15 protein-coding genes are annotated in these 16,040 nt (G+C 72.1%); 1 reads left to right on the top strand and 14 read right to left on the bottom strand.

Annotated features, from left to right (window positions below):
- Positions 1-17: 17 nt before the first annotated feature.
- From ABZ449_RS23565 to ABZ449_RS23630, 14 genes are all read right to left on the bottom strand, one after another.
- Positions 18-1,127, bottom strand: coding sequence for a serine hydrolase domain-containing protein (locus tag ABZ449_RS23565; protein ID WP_360349131.1), 1,110 nt, complete (start codon positions 1,125-1,127; stop codon positions 18-20).
- Positions 1,128-1,263: 136 nt separating this feature from the next.
- A complete protein-coding gene (locus ABZ449_RS23570; protein ID WP_360349134.1) occupies positions 1,264-1,488 on the bottom strand; it encodes a DUF6052 family protein in 225 nt (74 codons plus the stop codon).
- Positions 1,469-2,800, bottom strand: coding sequence for an AMP-binding protein (locus ABZ449_RS23575; RefSeq protein WP_360349136.1), 1,332 nt, complete (start codon positions 2,798-2,800; stop codon positions 1,469-1,471). The genes ABZ449_RS23570 and ABZ449_RS23575 overlap by 20 nt, the downstream gene beginning before the upstream one ends.
- Positions 2,797-4,635 (bottom strand): FAD-dependent monooxygenase, encoded by a 1,839-nt coding sequence (locus ABZ449_RS23580; RefSeq protein ID WP_360349139.1) that lies wholly within the window; start codon positions 4,633-4,635, stop codon positions 2,797-2,799. The genes ABZ449_RS23575 and ABZ449_RS23580 overlap by 4 nt, the downstream gene beginning before the upstream one ends.
- A 5-nt stretch (positions 4,636-4,640) precedes the next feature.
- Positions 4,641-5,474, bottom strand: coding sequence for a tryptophan synthase subunit alpha (locus ABZ449_RS23585; RefSeq protein ID WP_360349142.1), 834 nt, complete (start codon positions 5,472-5,474; stop codon positions 4,641-4,643).
- A gap of 11 nt (positions 5,475-5,485) precedes the next feature.
- Entirely contained in the window at positions 5,486-6,196 is a 711-nt protein-coding gene (locus tag ABZ449_RS23590; RefSeq protein ID WP_360349145.1) for an indole-3-glycerol-phosphate synthase, read from the bottom strand.
- Entirely contained in the window at positions 6,174-7,346 is a 1,173-nt protein-coding gene (gene trpD / locus ABZ449_RS23595; protein ID WP_360349148.1) for an anthranilate phosphoribosyltransferase, read from the bottom strand. The genes ABZ449_RS23590 and trpD overlap by 23 nt, the downstream gene beginning before the upstream one ends.
- The gene (locus ABZ449_RS23600; protein WP_360349151.1) at positions 7,324-8,403 is read right to left on the bottom strand and encodes a methyltransferase; all 1,080 of its coding nucleotides are present in this window, start codon (positions 8,401-8,403) and stop codon (positions 7,324-7,326) included. The genes trpD and ABZ449_RS23600 overlap by 23 nt, the downstream gene beginning before the upstream one ends.
- Positions 8,396-9,715: a hypothetical protein gene (locus ABZ449_RS23605; protein ID WP_360349154.1), complete on the bottom strand. Its 1,320-nt coding sequence runs from the start codon at positions 9,713-9,715 to the stop codon at positions 8,396-8,398. Before ABZ449_RS23605 ends, ABZ449_RS23600 begins: the two co-directional genes overlap by 8 nt.
- A gap of 196 nt (positions 9,716-9,911) precedes the next feature.
- The gene (locus ABZ449_RS23610) at positions 9,912-10,712 is read right to left on the bottom strand and encodes a tryptophan 2,3-dioxygenase family protein (RefSeq protein ID WP_360349157.1); all 801 of its coding nucleotides are present in this window, start codon (positions 10,710-10,712) and stop codon (positions 9,912-9,914) included.
- Positions 10,713-10,820: 108 nt separating this feature from the next.
- Positions 10,821-12,008 carry an aminotransferase class V-fold PLP-dependent enzyme gene (locus ABZ449_RS23615; protein ID WP_360349160.1) on the bottom strand — a complete coding sequence of 396 codons (1,188 nt, stop codon included), beginning with the start codon at positions 12,006-12,008 and terminating at the stop codon, positions 10,821-10,823.
- A complete protein-coding gene (locus ABZ449_RS23620) occupies positions 12,005-12,868 on the bottom strand; it encodes an alpha/beta hydrolase (RefSeq protein ID WP_360349163.1) in 864 nt (287 codons plus the stop codon). Before ABZ449_RS23620 ends, ABZ449_RS23615 begins: the two co-directional genes overlap by 4 nt.
- A 63-nt stretch (positions 12,869-12,931) precedes the next feature.
- Positions 12,932-14,089 (bottom strand): epoxide hydrolase family protein, encoded by a 1,158-nt coding sequence (locus tag ABZ449_RS23625; RefSeq protein WP_360349166.1) that lies wholly within the window; start codon positions 14,087-14,089, stop codon positions 12,932-12,934.
- Positions 14,090-14,162: 73 nt separating this feature from the next.
- Positions 14,163-14,570 carry an SgcJ/EcaC family oxidoreductase gene (locus ABZ449_RS23630; protein WP_360349169.1) on the bottom strand — a complete coding sequence of 136 codons (408 nt, stop codon included), beginning with the start codon at positions 14,568-14,570 and terminating at the stop codon, positions 14,163-14,165.
- Between the two features lie 260 nt (positions 14,571-14,830).
- On the opposite strand from ABZ449_RS23630, the gene ABZ449_RS23635 reads away from it, so the two are divergent.
- A complete protein-coding gene (locus ABZ449_RS23635) occupies positions 14,831-16,009 on the top strand; it encodes an acyl-CoA dehydrogenase family protein (protein ID WP_360349172.1) in 1,179 nt (392 codons plus the stop codon).
- Positions 16,010-16,040: the final 31 nt, after the last annotated feature.

The raw sequence follows: 16,040 nt of genomic DNA on the forward strand, positions 1-16,040 counted from the left end.
CGGCCCGGTCCGAGGTCTCAGCTGGCGGCGGCCTTGGCGATGACCTCGCTGAGGTGGTCGACGGCGGAGGCCGGACCGGGGAAGAAGCGGTTCTTGGTCAGCGCGAAGGCGATGCCGGTCTCGGTGTCGGCGTAGGCCGTGCTGCCGCCCATGCCGGGCATGCCGAACACGGACAGGGTGTCCTGCGGGTTGGCCCCCGGGCGGCCGAGGTTGTAGCCCAGGGCGCGCGGCATCGGGAAGCCGATCATCTGGTCGACGTCGGCGGTGGCCACGGCCGTGACCTCCCGCAGCCGGTCCTCGGAGATCAGCCGGACACCGTCCACCTCGCCGAGCAGCGCGGCGTACATCCTGGCCACGGCGCGGGCCGTCATGGTGCCGCCCGAGGGGATGTCGGAGGTGAGCACCAGCGGATTGTTGCCGTAGTCGGCGCTCGGGGTCACGGCCGCCGGAGTGGCCTTGAACAGCGGCATGTCGGCGGGCATCATGGCCAGCATCTCGGCGCTGCCGGGCGCGTCCTCAAGGCGGGCCAGCCGGCCGAGCTCGGTCTCCGGGACGCCGAAGTACAGCTCGTCCGCGATGCCGAGCGGAGTGGCCACCTCCTCCTTGAGCACCTGGGAGATCGGCTTGCCGGTGGCCCGGCGGACGATCTCACCCATCACGAAGCCCCAGGTCATCGCGTGGTAACCGGTCTTGGTGCCGGGCTCCCACCAGGGCTCGGTGTCGGCGAGCAGGGCGACCATCGAGTCCCAGTCGGACAGGTCCTTGACGGTGAGGTCGGCCGGCACCGCCGGGAGGCCGACCGAGTGGGTCAGCGCGTGGCGGACGGTCGCGTTCTCCTTGCCGTGGGCACCGAACTCCGGCCAGAGCTCGACGATCGGGGTGTCGTAGTCAAGGGCGCCGCGCTCGGCGAGGACGTGGACCACCGTCGCGGTCACGCCCTTGCCGGTCGAGGCGCTGTAGAACGGGATGTCCGAGGTGACCGGACGGCCGTCCGCGTCGGCGGTGCCCGCCACCGCGTCCACCACCAGCTCGCCGTTCTGGTACACCGCGACCTGGATTCCCTGCTCGGCGCCGGACTCCACCATCTCGTCGATGGCCTGCTGGACGATCTTCTGCATGATGCTCATGCCCTTTCGACTTTCGTTCTGTGGATCCGGCGCCCCACGGGCACCGTTCACATGAGACATCGGTGCCGTCGTCGGGATCTCTACATCCGTCCGCCCGGTGTTTGAAGATTTTTTCGGTTCACCCGGACGGCGGCGGTCAGTCGCTCCAGCGGTGGCTGTAGTACTCGAAGTCCAGCGCCTGCCCGTCGAGCGCGGCGTGCAGCTCGGCGACCGCGGCCCGGGCCGCCGCCCGTACGGAGGGCACCTGGCAGGAGGCGGCCAGCCCGTGCAGGACGCGGTAGCAGTCCCGCAGCCGCTCCTCCTCCTCGGGCGAGAGCCGGGCTCCGGCCGCGGGGTTCTGGTCAACCGGCTCGTTCGTCATGGAATCGCGCTGCCTTCACTTCGAATCGGGGGAGACTGCCGGGGTCGGCCAGCTCGACCTCCGGACGCAGGCCGAGCTGGCGCTTCATCTCGGTGCTGATGCGCTCGCAGAGCTCGGCCGGGTCGGACCGGCGGGTGGCCGGTGCGGGCCGCGGCTCGACCCGCAGGACGACGGTGTCGAGCCCGCGCACGGTCCGCAGGACCGTCTGGTACTCGCTGACCTGGTCGAACCCGCGCATGATGTCCTCGATCATCACCGGCGTGACCGAGATGCCGCGGACCTTGCGCATGTCGTCGGTCCGGCCGAGGATGCCGCCGTCGTACCAGTCCCAGGTCCGGCCGCAGCCGCACTCGTGCCAGGGCCGCTTCACCACCAGGTCCTCGGTCCAGTAGCGGAAGATCTGGATGCCCTCGCGGCCGAGGGCCGTCATCACCCGGACGCCCTGCTCCCCGTAGCCGACCGGCTCCCGGGTGACCGGGTGCAGGACCTCCTCGATGACCCCCGGCTCGATGATGTGGCAGCCGCCCGGTTTCGCCGGGCACTCGAACATGAAGACGGTGGCGAGTTCGGTCATCCCGGCGAAGTTGTGGACCCGCGCCCCGAAGGCGTCGGCGATCGCGCGCGCGGTCGACTCCGGGCGCGGTTCGGCGCCGGTCACCACGATCCCCACGTTCGCCTCCGCGGCCAGGTCGACGCCCATGTCCCGGGCCGTCTCCACGAGCCGCATCGCGTAGGTGGGGGTGCAGCCCAGGACCTCGACCTGCTGGTCGATCAGCAGCCGCACCCGGCTGCGGGAGTCCATCGAGCCGATCGGGACGACCATGCCGCCGACCCGCTCCAGGGCGTAGTGCATGCCCCAGTAGCCCATGAACAGGCCGTACCCGAAGGCGACGCAACCCCGCTGCCCGGCCCGGACGCCCGCGCCGTACAGGGCCGTGCACCACATGTCGACGGCCCAGGCCCAGTCGCGGGCCGTGTCGAAGGTGCGGAACGGCGGGTTGCCGCTGGTGCCGCTGGTCTGGTGGTAGCGGATCGCCAGCGCCGGATCGGTCGAGGGCATCGTGCCGTACGGCGCCGGCGCGTTCTGCTGGGCGGCGATCAGGTCGGACTTGTACACCAGCGGCACCCGGTCGACGTACTCCTCCAGGGAGGAGACGCCCTCCGGAAGGCGCTCGCGCCAGAACGGCGAGTGCCCCCTGGCGTGTTCCAGGGCGCGCTGCAGCTTCCGCCACTGCCACCGCGCGAGGTCCTCGCGCGGCATGGTCTCCGTCTTCGGGTTCCAGTACTGGGAGACGGTAGGGAACGGTCTCATGATTCCATTCGGGTTTCGACGAACGCCGGCCGCAGGACGCACAGGTCGGCCCAGCCGGCGGCGAGCACGGTGTGGATCTGGTCGAGGGTGCGCAGCGAGTCGTCCACCATGACCGCGATCCCGGCTTCGTTGCGCACCGCGTCGGCGAGTGGGAGGACGCTCGACTGCTCGCCGGCGGACCCGCGGGCCTCCAGCAGGACGAGGTCCGCGCCGTGTCCGGCCAGCTGCCGGGCCAGCGCCACCAGGGCGCCCGGCTCGGTGGGCGCGGGGCCGGCCGGGTCGGGGCCGAGCGCCACCGCGAGCGGGCGGGGGGCCGGCCAGCAGGTCCGCAGCGCCTCCAGCGCCTCCAGGGCCCGCTTCGGCGGGTCGGCCAGCAGCTCCGACCACGGCTCGGAGCAGAGGTCGAGCATCAGCATCGAGCAGCCGTCCTCGAGGGCCAGCCGGGCCGCCTGCGAGTAGCTCCCGGGGTCGTCCGTCGGGGCGAGCCGGCGGCAGGTCGGTGCGCCGTTCCGGTCGGCCGCTCCCGCCCGGTCCACCGCTCCGGTTCGGTCGGCCGCGCCGGGGGCCGGGTCGAGCACCAGGCCGCTGCCGAGCGTCCCGGGCGTCCCGGCCTCGCTCACCAGGCGGTTGTCCAGCTGCAGCCCGCCGATCCGCAGCGGGGCGAACGCGGGCGGCGGCGCCAGCTCCGTCGTCCGTCCGGACGCCCGGCCGTGGAACCAGCCGTCGAACCGGGCCGAGAACTCGGGGTCGCGGTCCGCGATGTCGGCATGGGTGATCCGCCAGGACCGGGCCACCAGCTGGTAGACGAACTGGATCGGCTCGAAGTCGGCGTAGCGGTGCACGTTCTCGAAGTACCGCTCGGACCTGCGCGCCGCCCGCTGGAACTTCTCGACCCTCGGCATCCGGGCGCGCTCGAAGCGGGCCAGGGCGTCCCCGAGCCCTCCGGTCCGGGCCCGCAGCTCGTCGGCCAGCACGATGGCGTCCTCGATCGCGAGCCGGGTGCCCGAACCGATCGACCAGTGCGCGGTGTGGGCCGCGTCGCCGATCAGGACCACGTTGCGGTGGTGCCAGGTGGCACAGTCGAGCTGCCGGAAGTTGGCCCAGCGCGCGCCGTTGGACCGGATCGGCCGGCCGTCGAGGTCCGCCGCGAAGATCTCCTCGCAACGGCGCAGCGACTCCTCCTCGCTCAGCCGCGAGAACCCGGCCCGCTGCCAGGTCTCCTCGGCGACGTGGATGATCATCGAGCTCCAGGACTGGCCCGACGGGTAGCAGTACCCGTGGAAGCGGCCCCACTCGGTGTCGCGGAAGATGTAGGTGAAGTAGGGGAAGACCTTGTCGACGCCGTACCAGGCGTAACGGAACTCCGACGGCTCGAAGTTCGGCCGGAAGACGTCCTGGTAGGCCTGCCGGACCACGGAGTTCACGCCGTCGGCGCCGACCACGAGATCGGCCTCGGCGTGGTCGGCCAGGCTGTCCACCCGGTGGTGGTGGTGCACCCGGGCGCCGAGCCCGGTGGCGGTGTCGCGCAGGATGGCGAGGAGGGCGGCCCGGGGGACGCCGTGGAACCGGTTGCCGTTCACCAGCATCCGGGAGTCCCGGTACCGGACGTCCACCGGCGTCCAGGTGGTGCCGGCGTCGACGATCGCCGCGTGGGTCACCGGATCCACCCGCCCGAGTTCGTCCAGCGCTCCCTCCGGGAAGACGACGCCCCAGCCGTACGTCGTCTCCGGGCCGTTCCGTTCGAAGACCCGCACGTCGTCCGCGATTGCGTACCGGCGGAGCAGGACGGCGAGGAAGAGCCCGCCGGGGCCGCCGCCGATGATGTCGACTCGCATGTGTTTCACCGCTCCGGTGGCGATCCGTCAAGAATGGTGGCCGCCTTCCAGCGGCCGATGTGCTGCCGCAGCGCGCTCGGACGGGCCGCGGGCTCCGTCCGGGACAGCACGCTGATCAACCGGCTCCCGATCACCACGCCGGCCGCGTCCGTGGCGAAGGCCCGGATCTGCTCCTCGTCCCGGATGCCGAACCCGACCAGGAAGGGCCGGCCGGCCGTCTCACCGAGCCGCCGGGTGAGGCGGGTGGCCGCGGCGAGGTCGAGGTCCGCCCCGGTGCGGTCGGCCAGGTTCCGGTACGTCAGGTGGGCGGCCGCCGACTCCAGCCGCCGGACCAGTGCCGGGTCGGCGGCGGGAGCGATCCCCGGGACGGCGCTGAGACCGGCCGCCGCGATGCGCTCCAGATCGTCCGGGCCGTCCGGCCGGGCGAGCACCAGGGCGTCCACCCCGGCCGTGGCCGCTCGGGAGAGGAGGCGGTCCCAGCCGAGGTCGGCGACCGTCTCCGGGTACACCAGGAGCAGCAGCGGGAGGTCCGGCGCGGTACGGCGCAACTCGCCGAGCCACTCCCACGACTGCTCCTGGTCCGTGCCGCGGGCGCGTTCGAAGGACCGGGCGATCTCCTCGCCGCGTGGGCGGGTGTTCGGGGTCGGGAGGCCGAACTCGAGGATGTCCGCGCCCGCGTCGACCGCTGCCAGGGCCGGGTCCGACGGGTCGGTGGTCAGCGGGTCGCCCAGCGTCAGATAGATCGTCAGGGCCCGTTGCCGTGCCGCGTCCAACCGGTTCAGGCAGCGTCCGAGCCGGTCGCCGGCCCGGTCGGACGGGGTCGACGGGGGCGCGTCCATCCGTGTCACGCCTAGGCCGCCCTCGCCGCGTTCCGCAGCGACCGGACGGTGGCCGCCGGGTCGGTGCTCTTGGCTATGGCGGTGCCGACGAGGATGCAGTGGGCCCCGGCGCTGGCGGCCCGGCTCATGTCCGCCTCGGAGTGGAAGGCGCTCTCGGAGATCACCAGGAGGTCGGGCGGGCAGCCGGCGATCAGCTCCTCGCTGAGGCTGACGGTGCCGTCGTCCAGTTCGAGTGCCGTGATGTCCCGGTTGTTGATGCCCACGGCGATCGCACCGAGCTCGACCGCGCGCTCCAACTGCTCGGCGCTGTGGACGCCGACGACGACCTCCAGCCCGAGCTTCTCCGCGCGGCTCTTCATGGCGCCGAAGAGCTCCGGGTCGGGGACGGTGCTCAGCGAGAGCTGCACGGCGTCGAAACCCGCCTCGTACGCCTCGTCCATCTGCTCCACCGTCCGGAAGAACTCCTTGCGCATCAGTGGAACTCCCGCCACCCGGCGGATCCGTCGCGCGATCGCGATGCTTCCCCCGAAGAAGTCGGGGTCGGTGGGGGTCGAGAGCGCGTCGGCTCCACCCTCCATCAACGCCTGGACGTAGGGCTCGAGTTGCTCGTCGGAGATCAGATCCCCGTCCCGTGGGGACCGGCACTTGACGTCGACCATCAGCGCCGGCCGGCGGTTTCGGCGCGCGCTGGCGAGCACCTCATAGAGGCTCCGGCTTTCCATGATCCTCCTCTCGGTTCGATGACTCCACATTGTGGTCGGGGCAAACGCGGCGGACTTCTTCCGTCGTGCTGTAACGGTTCCGGTCGGAGTGCTTCACCCACCGCGCGAGCAGGTCCGCCGCGGCGCCCGAGTCGACCGCCAGGGCGGCCCGTTCCAGTCCGGCGGCGAGGTCGTCCTCCAGCGATCCGGAGAAGCCGTCGTAAGTGGCCAGTGCGGCGGCCGCGTTGAGCAGCACCGCGTCCCGCACCGCGCCGCGTTCGCCGCGGACCAGTGCGCGGACCGTCTCCGCGTTGGCCGCCGCGTCCCCGCCCCGCAGGTCGTGCGACCGTGCCCGGGGGATGCCCAGCGCGAGCGGGTCGAGCACGCGCTCGGTCACCGTGCCGTCCTGGACCAGCCAGACGCTGCTGGTGGTCGTGGTGGTGAGCTCGTCCAGGCCGTCGTCGCCCCGGACCAGCAGCACGGTCGCCCCGCGCCGGGCGAAGACCTCGGCCAGCAGCCGGGTCCGGTCCGGGAAGGCGCAGCCGACCAGGGCGTGGGACGGCCGGGCCGGATTGAGCAGCGGCCCGAGCAGGTTGAAGATCGTCGCCACGCCCAGGGCCCGCCGGGTGTCGGCGATGTGACCCAGCGCCGGGTAGCACACCGGGCCGAACATGAACCCGATGCCGAGCTCGGCCACGCAGCCCGCCACGGCCTCCGGTTCCAGGTCGATGGCGACGCCCAGCCGCTCCAGCACGTCCGCCGCGCCGGACCTGGACGTCGCGCTGCGATTGCCCACCTTGGCGACGGTGGCACCGGCCGCGGCGGCCACCAGTGCCGCCATGGTCGAGATGTTCACCGAGTGGGACCGGTCGCCACCGGTGCCCACGATGTCGAGGGCGCGGGGGGTGCCGAGCCGGACCGGACGGGCGTAGCCGAGCGTCGTCTCGGCCAGTGCGGCGACCTCGGCCGGCGTCTCGCCCTTCGCGCGCAGCGCGACCAGGAAGCCGGCGACCTGGGCCGGCGCCGCGGCGCCGGACATGACGCGGCCCATGACCCAGGCGATGTCCTCGGCCGTGAGGTCCCGGCCGTCGAGGAGTCGGTCGATCAGCCGATGCCAGTCGGGAGTCGCCCGGCCGGCGGCAGGCTGACTACGCGTCGGCAGAGCTCCCATGACCGTCCCCCGGTTCGTCGTGCCGATCGGCTGCACCGGCGGCCGCCGGAACCTCCACCGGACGGGCCTCGATCAGCGACGACCTCGCCGAGCGGTCGATCCCGACGAGTTCGAAGCCGCTCTCGGTGAGCAGCCGCCGCCAGGATGTCTCGCTGCGCTCGCGCCCCCCGAGCAGCACCAGCATGTGCAGGTCGAGCAGCTTCGCGGGGTGCGGCCGGGAGTCGTCCGGGATCACCTGCTCCAGGATGAGCAGCCGGGCCCCGGCCCCCATGGCCTGGTGGCAGCGGCGGAGGATCTCCACGGCCCGGTCGTCGGCCCAGTCGTGCAGGATCTGCGCGAGGACGTAGACGTCGCCACCGGACGGGACGGTGGCGAAGAAGTCGCCGCCCACCACCTGGCAGCGCTCCCGCACGTCATCGTCGCCCAGCCCGTGCCGGGCCTCCTCGGCCACCTGCGGCAGGTCGAACAGCACTCCGCGCAGCTGCCGGTGCCGGGCCAGCAGGGTGCCCAGCAGCCGGCCGTTGCCGCCGCCGACGTCGACGACCGTGCCGACCCCGCTCCAGTCCCGGTCGAGCAGGGGCAGCAGCCGCAGCGTCACCAGCCCGGCCTGGCTCTCGTTGAAGGTGGCGTGCGCCTCGGGGTGGTCGCCGAGCCAGTCGAACATGGGCTTGCCGAAGACGGTCTCGAAGGCCGGGAGTCCGGTCCGCAGCGCGTGGGTGGCCGCCGTCCACGTCTGGTACGCCTCGCCGGCCATCAGCGAGGCGAGGTGGTGCAGCGAGCCCGGCGCGTCGCGGTGCAGCAGCGCGCCGAGCGGGGTGACGGCGAAGGTGCGGGCGGGCTCCTCCACGAAGAGCCCCTCGGCCGTGAGGACCCGCAGGAAGCGGTGTAGGGCGTCCGGGTCGGCGCCGACCCTCGGGGCCAGCTCCTCGACCGGGACGGCCTCCTCGCCGAGGCTCTCGACCACCTTGAGTTCGCTGACGGCGAAGATCGCCTGGGAGACGATGTACCCCATGATCTTCCGGCGCAGCAGGCTGTTCAGGTCGTCGTCATCAGACACGGTGTTCTCCGTCGGTCGCGGCGGGTCTCCGGGCCTGGTCGCGGGTGCCTTCCCCCGCGCCACGCAGTTCCGGAAAGAGGTGGATCTCGGCGGTGGCCTTCAGATAGTCGGCGCCGGCGGTGCCACCGGTGCCGGGGGAGTCCTTGATGATCTTCCGGGTGATCCCCCAGTGGGTCCGCTTCATGGCGCGCCAGCTGTCGTCGAGCCGTGCCATCGGTTCGGCCACCACCGCCAGCGCGTCCTCGCCCAGGGTCGACGCCAGCTCCCGGTAGACCTCCTGGAGGGTGGGGCTCGGCACCTCGACCCGGGCGATCTTGTCGTCGGCGGCGGTGCGGGGCCGCGGGGCGGTGATCCGCTCGATCTGCCGGTAGCCGCGGGACTGGATGGCGCTGCGCCCGACGGTGTGCGCGCGGATGATCGCGAAGCCCTCGCGTGACATCGTGGTGAGCACCCGGTAGAGGATCGGGGTGCTCTCCACCCGCTCGGCCGCGCCCGTGAGTTCGGCGGCCGCCGTGGTGAGGTCACCGGACCGCAGGGCGGTCAGCGCCCGTTCCAGACATCGGTACGTCCGCCGGTAGAGCAACTCGAAGAGCTGCACGCTGCGGATGAACATCAGTTCGTCGTGGACGGGCGTGGACGGCAGCATCGAGACTTCGGCCGCCTGTCGGGCGGTCTCCGCTGTCGTGTCCAGCACCGCCTGCGCGAGCCGCCGGCCGTAGCCGGCCAGCGCCGGGTCGTCCCGGTCAGGCGTTCGGACGAACTGCCCTTCCGGTAAAGCGAGTTCGCGCGCCTTCGGGGTCAACTCCGCCACCCGCGCCAGCGCCTGGACGACCGCGTGGGTCCGCACCCGCTGCCAGTGCGCGTCCGGCGTCACCGCCAGGGCCCCGCTCTCGGCCAGCAGGAGATCGGCCAGCAGGGCGCGCATCTGGGTGTCGATGCCCGCGTCGGTCTCCGACTCGCCGTCGAGGGCGGCGATCCGTTCGAGCATCCGGATGAGGAGGTAGGAGTCGTAGTCGCCGTCGTCCTGGTCGAAGGTGCTCGGCAGCCAGTCGAGGATCAGCCGGTGGTCCGGCCGGGCCGATAAGGACAGTCTGCGGTCCAACTCGTGCAGTGCGTCGACCAGTTCGGGCGACGCGTAGTTCCGCCCGGTGGTCTGGTAGTGGTCGAGGATCTCCTTGAACGGAAAGCGCTCGGTCGAGCCGGGTCCGTCGTCCGTCTCCAGCCCGACGGTCCACTCGGTGAGGCGGGCCAGGGCCGCCGCGGAATCCGGTAGGTGGCCGGGACGGGCGCCGCGGAGACTGATCCCCGCCACGCCCGTGTGCAGCGGCCAATCGGTCGCCGCGGTGTCAGGGGTACGACCGTCGGTTCGGTCGGTCTGAGGGTTTCCTTCCGACAGGTACATGCCACACCTCTGGAATAGTGGCCTGATGGGAAGCGCGAGGCGGATCGCGAACCGATCCCGCCCCACATCTCGATGCCTCTCGCTACATCTCTCGCCGCAGCTCCCGCTACATCTCGCTGCGGATCGCCCAGAGGTCGGGGAACACCGGCTGGTGCAGGGTGCCGCGCAGATAGGCGGCGCCGGCCGAGCCCCCCGTGCCGGGCTTCGCGCCGATGATCCGCTCGGCCATCTTGGCGTGCCGGTAACGCCACTCCTGCATCAGCTCGTCCAGGTCGAGCAGCCGCTCGCACAGCTGCGCCGCCACGCCGCCGTCCCGGTAGACCTGCTGCAGCAGCGACTGCACCGTCTCCGACGGCTCCAGCGGCAGCGAGGCGTCCCGGTGCAGTCGGTCCTGGGGCACCGGGTAGCCGCGCAGAGAAAGGTAGTCGAGGAAGGAGTCGAACACCGAGGGCCGGGTCATCGCCGCGGTGATGCCGGCCCACTCGGCACTGTCCTGCGGGTACTGGCGGACCATCGCGGCCTCGCGCCGGCCCAGTACCGCCTCGATCTGGCGGAACTGGGCCGACTGGAAGCCGCTGCCGTTCAGCACCGACCGGAACGCGTTGAACTGGTCCGCCGTCATCGTCTCGATCAGGCCGACGTTACCGACCACCGACCGGAAGGCGGTGAGCAGCCGGTGCAGCTGCCGCAGGGACCCGCCGCTGTCGCCGTCGGACAGTGTCCGCTGCAGTTCCGCGAATTCATGGAGGATCAGCTTGAAGAAGATCTCGTGCGCCTGGTGAACCACAATGAAGAGCAGCTCGTCGTGCACATCCGTGCGCGGCCTCTGCAATGCCATGAGTTCATCCAGCGCCAGATATGCGGAGTAGTCGAGAACCGCCGTGTCGTCGCCCGCCATAGCCCACATCCGAATCGAACAGTGAAACCGAACAGGAGATTTGCCACAGGCTATCGGGCGGCGCGGGGAAACGACAGGAGAATGCCAAGATTCAGCAAACCGGAAGACGCGGCTCCGTCAGGTCAGCGAACGCAGGGCGTGGACGGTGGCGAGGATCTCCGCGTGCGAGAGGTAGAGGCCGTTCAGGCCGAAGCGCAGAAGGTCCGGCGGCCGCACGTCGCCCGTGAAGCCGCGTTCGATCATGGCCGCCATGAGCCGGCCGGCCTCCGGATGGCCGAGGGTCAGCTGACTTCCCCGTCGTTCGTCCTCGCGCGGCGTCACCAGCTCGAAGCCGCGCCCCGCCAGGTGTTCGTCGACGCAGGCGATGAAGAACCGGCTCAGCGACAGGCTCTTGGCCCGGAGCCGCCGCAGGTCGATGCCGTCGAAGACGTCCAGGGCCGCGTCCAGGGCCAGCAGCGACAGGACGGCCGGCGTGCCGATCCGGTAGCGGCCGATCCCTTCGGCGGGGCGGTAGTCCGGCGTCATCGCGAACGGGTCGGCGTGGCCGTTCCAGCCGGTCAGCGGCTGGTCGAGGTGGTCGTGGTGGCGGCGGGCCGCGTAGCCGAAGGCGGGGGCGCCCGGGCCGCCCGACAGGAACTTGTAGCCGCAGCCGACGGCGAAGTCGATCCCGTCCCGGTCCACCGCGAGCGGGACGGCGCCCACCGCGTGGCTGACGTCCCAGACCACCACGCCCCCCGCGCGGTGGGTCGCCTCGGTCAGCCCGGCGAGGTCCCACAGCTCACCGGTGCGGAAGTCGACGGCGCTGGCGGTGGCGACGGCCAGCCGCTCGCCGCAGTCGGCCAGCGCGTCGGCGAACTCGGGCATCGGGGCTTCGCGCAGCTCCAGGCCGAGCAGCCGGGCCACCGAGGCGGCGAGGTAGCGGTCGGTGGGGAAGCCGGCGGCGTCCATCAGCAGGACGTCGCGCCCGGGGCGCAGCCGGGCGGCGGCGACCAGGGAGTTGAACAGCTGGACGGAGGTGGAGTCGCCGGCCACGGTCTGGCCGGGCGCCGCCCCGAGCAGCCGACCGATCCGGTCGCCGACGCGCAGCGGAGCGTCCCACCAGCCGTCCTCGCTCCAGCCGCCGATCAGGTGCTCGCCCCACTGCTCGGCGACGACCCGGCGGATCCGTTCCGGCACCCCGGCCGACAGGGCGCCCAGCGAGTTGCCGTCCAGGTACACCGTGCCCGGTGGCACCAGGAACCACTTGCGGGCCGCGGCGAGCGGGTCGTTCCGGTCGAGCTCGGCGGCGGCTTCCTGGGTGGTCACAGGCCCACCTGCGCGAACACCGCGGCACCGAGCTCGGACGCCGGGTCGGAGAGGTCGAACGGGAGGTCGAAGTGGTTGCGGTCGGCGGCGACGATCTCGCGCACGGCGGCCGCGCGCGGCCGGACCGCCCGTACCAGGTCGTCCTGCTGGCGGCCGAACTCCTCCGTCTCGACGCCGCCCCTGGCCACGACGAGGGCGGGCAGTCGCGCGGGCAGCCGGTGGATCGGGCTGAGCCGGGCCGCCGCCGCGGCGTCGAGCCCCAGCGGCCGGTTCACGTAGGTGTGCCGCACCGGTTCGAGGTCGAAGACGCCGCTGAGCAGGACGGCCCCGGCGAAGGCGTCGGCCGGGTGGCGGCCGCCCGGCAGCCAGTCGTCCAGCAGCGCCGTCAGGACCAGGTGCGCACCGGCGGAGGAGCCGCTGAGGTGGACGCGGCCGGGGTCCACCCCCAGCTCCACCGCGTGTTCCAGCAGCCAGTGCAGGGCGCGGCGGACCTGGGCGACGATCTCGTCCAGCCGGTACTCGGGCGCCAGTCCGTAGCCCAGCGCCGCGAACGCGGCGCCGGCCCCCACCAGGCCGGGGGCCGGGAAGGACGACTCGTCCTTGCTCAGCTCCTGCCAGTAACCGCCGTGCACGAAAACCACGAGCGGAGCGTTCCGGGAGGCCGCCGGGAAGAAGTCCAGGGTTTCCGACGGTTCGTGGCCGTAGGGTATTCCCCGGCGCACCTCCAGCTCCACCCGGGCCTTCTCACTGTCGCCGGTGTAGCGGTCCACGAAGACGCTCAGGTCGGACACACAGGAACTTGGCGAGTACTGCCGGTCCAGCGTCCGCTGGTCGTATCCGCGGTATACCGGCGATTCCATGCAGGGCCTTTCCGTTTCTGCCCGGCGCCGATTCCGGCGCCGGGCGGGTTCGAGATTTTCCGGTCAGCGCACGCGGCGCGCGAAGGTGCGGACGTCACCGACGAACAGTTCGGGTTCCTCCAGCGCGGCGAAGTGCCCGCCGCGCTCGAACTCGGACCAGTGGGCGAGGGTCGGCAGGATCTGCTCGGCCCAGCGGCGGATCGGCCGGACGGCGTCCTCGGGGAAGACGGCCACCCCGACCGGGGCGGCGAGCGGCCACGGGCCGGCCCAGGTGGTGATGAACTCGGAGTCCAGCCGGTTGGACTCGTAGTAGAGCTGGGCGCTGGAGCCCGCGGCGGCGGTGAACCAGTAGATCGCGGCGTTGGTCAGCAGCCGGTCGCGGCTCACCGCGTCCTCCGGCACCTCCTGCGCGGCCGTCCACTCCTTGAACTTCTCGACGATCCAGGCGAGTTGACCGACCGGCGAGTCGGTCAGGCCGTAGCTGAGCGTCTGCGGCCGAGTGGACTGGATCTTGCGCCAGCCGGCCCCGTCCTGCTCGAAGTTCGCGGCGAACTGCAGCCGGGCCAGGTCCGCCTCGCCCAGGTTGGCGAACTCGGCCGGGTCCTGCGGCGGGAAGGTGGCGAGCATGTTGAGGTGGACGCCCGCGACGTGCGCCGGGTCGGCCAGGCCGAGCTGGAGCGAGACCGGCATGCCCCAGTCGCCGCCCTGGACGAGGTACCGGTCGTAGTCGAGCCGGTGCATCAGCTCGGCCCAGGCCCGGCCGACCCGGGCGGTGTCCCAGCCGGTCTCCCGGGGGCGCCCGGAGAAGCCGTAACCGGGCAGCGAGGGGATGACCACGTGGAACGCGTCGGCCGGATCGCCGCCGTGCGCCCGCGGGTCGGTCAGCGGCCCGATGACGTCCAGGAACTCCACCACCGAGCCGGGCCAGCCGTGGGTGATGATCAACGGCATGGCGTCCGGCTCCGGCGAGCGCACGTGCAGGAAGTGGATGTCCACGCCGTCGATCTCGGTCAGGAACTGCGGGAACGTGTTGAGGTGGGCCTCGGCCTTGCGCCAGTCGAAGCCGGTGCGCCAGTACTCGGCCAGCTCCTTCAGGTAGCCGAGCGGAACGCCCCGCTGCCAACCCACGCCCGGCAGCTCACCGGGCCAGCGGGTCGCCGCGAGGCGGCGGTCCAGGTCGTCGAGGGCTTCCTGCGGGACGTCGATACGGAAGGGGCGCATGCCAAAGTCCTCTCGGTGGGACTGTCGGGGTCGTGGGTGGTGAGACGGCGGGCCGGAACCGGCCGGCCGGGTCTCAGGCGGCGATGGGGGTGTTCTGGTACGAGGCGATCTTCCATTCGGAGCCCTCGCGGGCCAGCACCCAGGTGGCCCGGATCGCGCGCTCGGCCGTCACCTCGGTGTCCCCGGGGGCCAGCACGCCGCCCCGGGTGACCAGCACGGCCACGTTCTCGGCCAGCGGACGGACCGACACCGGGTCGCCCGCGACGCGGGTGCCCTTGAACGGGCCGGCGAAGGCGTGGGTCATGAAGGCGCGGATCGCCTGACGGCTCGTCAGGAAGACGTCCCCGGGCAGGATCAGCGTGGCGTCCTCGGTGAAGACCTCGGCGAAGCCGTCGGCGTCCTGCTCGGCCCAGGCGGCGACGATGCGCTGCGGGACGGCGCTCAGCGCGGCGGTGTCGGGGGTGTTGGGAGTGGCGGACATGGTCTCTCCTTCTCCGGTGGTCCCGGGAGCGATCAGGGCGCCCGGGTGACGGAAAGCCTCACAGCAGGCGCTGAGGGGCGACAACTCCCCGATTGCGATGGTTGATTGCCCGGCAAGCAGGCCGGGAAATGCCTCGGGTGCGCCGCAATCCGGGAGATGCGGGCACCGCGTCCGACTGCCAGCCTCGACAGGGCCGATCAACGACCGCGGCCCGGACGGCCAACCGTCCCGCGTGGGCCGCCCACTTCGGAGGAGCCCCGATGACAGCCAAGGAATCCCCGTCCAGGGAAGAACTGGTGAGCCGTGCCGCCGAGCTGGTGCCGCTGCTGCAGAAGAACGCGCTGTGGCACGAGGAGAACCGCCGGCTGTCCGACGAGACCCTGGCGGCGCTGACCGACTCCGGTCTGCTGCAGATCCGGGTGCCCCACCGCTACGGCGGCTACGAGTCCGACATGCGCACCGTGGTGGACGTGATCGCCGAGCTCGGCCGCGGCGACGGCTCCACCGCCTGGGTCATGGCGGTCTACGCGATCAGCTCCTGGATGGCCGGCCTGTTCCCGGACGAGGTGCAGGACGAGATCTTCGCCGACCCGGGCGTGCGGGTGAGCGGCATTCTCAGCCCGACCGCCGTCGCCGTGCCGGTCGAGGGCGGCGTGCTGCTGAACGGCAAGTGGACGTTCAACTCGGGTGCGCTGCACAGCTCCTGGAACACCAACGCGGCCGTGCTGATGACCCCGGACGGGCCGCAGCCGATCATGGTGGCGGTCCCGCTGTCGGACCTGGAGATCGTCGACGACTGGCACACCACCGGCCTGCGCGGCTCCGGCAGCGTCACCACCGTCGCCACCGACCTGTTCATCCCCGAGCCGCGGGTGCTGCCGATGGTCCCCGTGCTCCAGGGGCAGCACCGCTCCCTGGCGAACGCCGATTCGCCCATCTACCGGGCGCCGTTCATGCCCACCGCGTGTGCCACGGTGGCCGCGCCGGCCGTCGGGCTGGCCAAGGCCGCCAAGGAGGCGTTCTTCGAGCGGCTCCCCGGCCGGAAGATCAGCTACACCGAGTACGCCAACCAGGCCGAGGCCCCGATCACCCACATCCAGGTGGCCGACGCCATCACCCGGATCGACGAGGTGGAGTTCCACGCCCACCGCGCCGCCGCCCTGCTCGACACCAAGGGCCCCACCGGCGAGGAGTGGACCCTGGAGGAGCGGGCCCGGATCAGGCTCGACCTCGGCGCCGTCTGCTCGCGCACCAAGGAGGCGGTGGACATCCTCAACACCGCCAGCGGCGGCTCCTCGATCTACACCACCGTCCCGATCCAGCGCATCGAGCGGGACGTCCAGACCCTCAACCTGCACGGCATCCTGCACCCCAACACCAACCTGGAACTCTACGGACGGGTTGCCTGCGGGCTCGGGCCCAACACGCTCTACCTCTAGCCGACACCCTGCCGGGCAGGGCCGCCGCTGG

Source organism: Kitasatospora sp. NPDC005856 (assembly GCF_040629945.1).
Lineage (GTDB): Bacteria > Actinomycetota > Actinomycetes > Streptomycetales > Streptomycetaceae > Kitasatospora.

What these genes read in the sequence shown, in the direction of transcription:
- ABZ449_RS23565 (WP_360349131.1), bottom strand. Translation starts at nt 1,127, where the DNA reads ATGAGCATCATGCAGAAGATCGTCCAGCAGGCCATCGACGAGATGGTG.
- ABZ449_RS23570 (WP_360349134.1), bottom strand. Translation starts at nt 1,488, where the DNA reads ATGACGAACGAGCCGGTTGACCAGAACCCCGCGGCCGGAGCCCGGCTC.
- ABZ449_RS23575 (WP_360349136.1), bottom strand. Translation starts at nt 2,800, where the DNA reads ATGAGACCGTTCCCTACCGTCTCCCAGTACTGGAACCCGAAGACGGAG.
- ABZ449_RS23580 (WP_360349139.1), bottom strand. Translation starts at nt 4,635, where the DNA reads ATGCGAGTCGACATCATCGGCGGCGGCCCCGGCGGGCTCTTCCTCGCC.
- ABZ449_RS23585 (WP_360349142.1), bottom strand. Translation starts at nt 5,474, where the DNA reads ATGGACGCGCCCCCGTCGACCCCGTCCGACCGGGCCGGCGACCGGCTC.
- ABZ449_RS23590 (WP_360349145.1), bottom strand. Translation starts at nt 6,196, where the DNA reads ATGGAAAGCCGGAGCCTCTATGAGGTGCTCGCCAGCGCGCGCCGAAAC.
- trpD (WP_360349148.1), bottom strand. Translation starts at nt 7,346, where the DNA reads ATGGGAGCTCTGCCGACGCGTAGTCAGCCTGCCGCCGGCCGGGCGACT.
- ABZ449_RS23610 (WP_360349157.1), bottom strand. Translation starts at nt 10,712, where the DNA reads ATGTGGGCTATGGCGGGCGACGACACGGCGGTTCTCGACTACTCCGCA.
- ABZ449_RS23620 (WP_360349163.1), bottom strand. Translation starts at nt 12,868, where the DNA reads ATGGAATCGCCGGTATACCGCGGATACGACCAGCGGACGCTGGACCGG.
- ABZ449_RS23625 (WP_360349166.1), bottom strand. Translation starts at nt 14,089, where the DNA reads ATGCGCCCCTTCCGTATCGACGTCCCGCAGGAAGCCCTCGACGACCTG.
- ABZ449_RS23630 (WP_360349169.1), bottom strand. Translation starts at nt 14,570, where the DNA reads ATGTCCGCCACTCCCAACACCCCCGACACCGCCGCGCTGAGCGCCGTC.
- ABZ449_RS23635 (WP_360349172.1), top strand. Translation starts at nt 14,831, where the DNA reads ATGACAGCCAAGGAATCCCCGTCCAGGGAAGAACTGGTGAGCCGTGCC.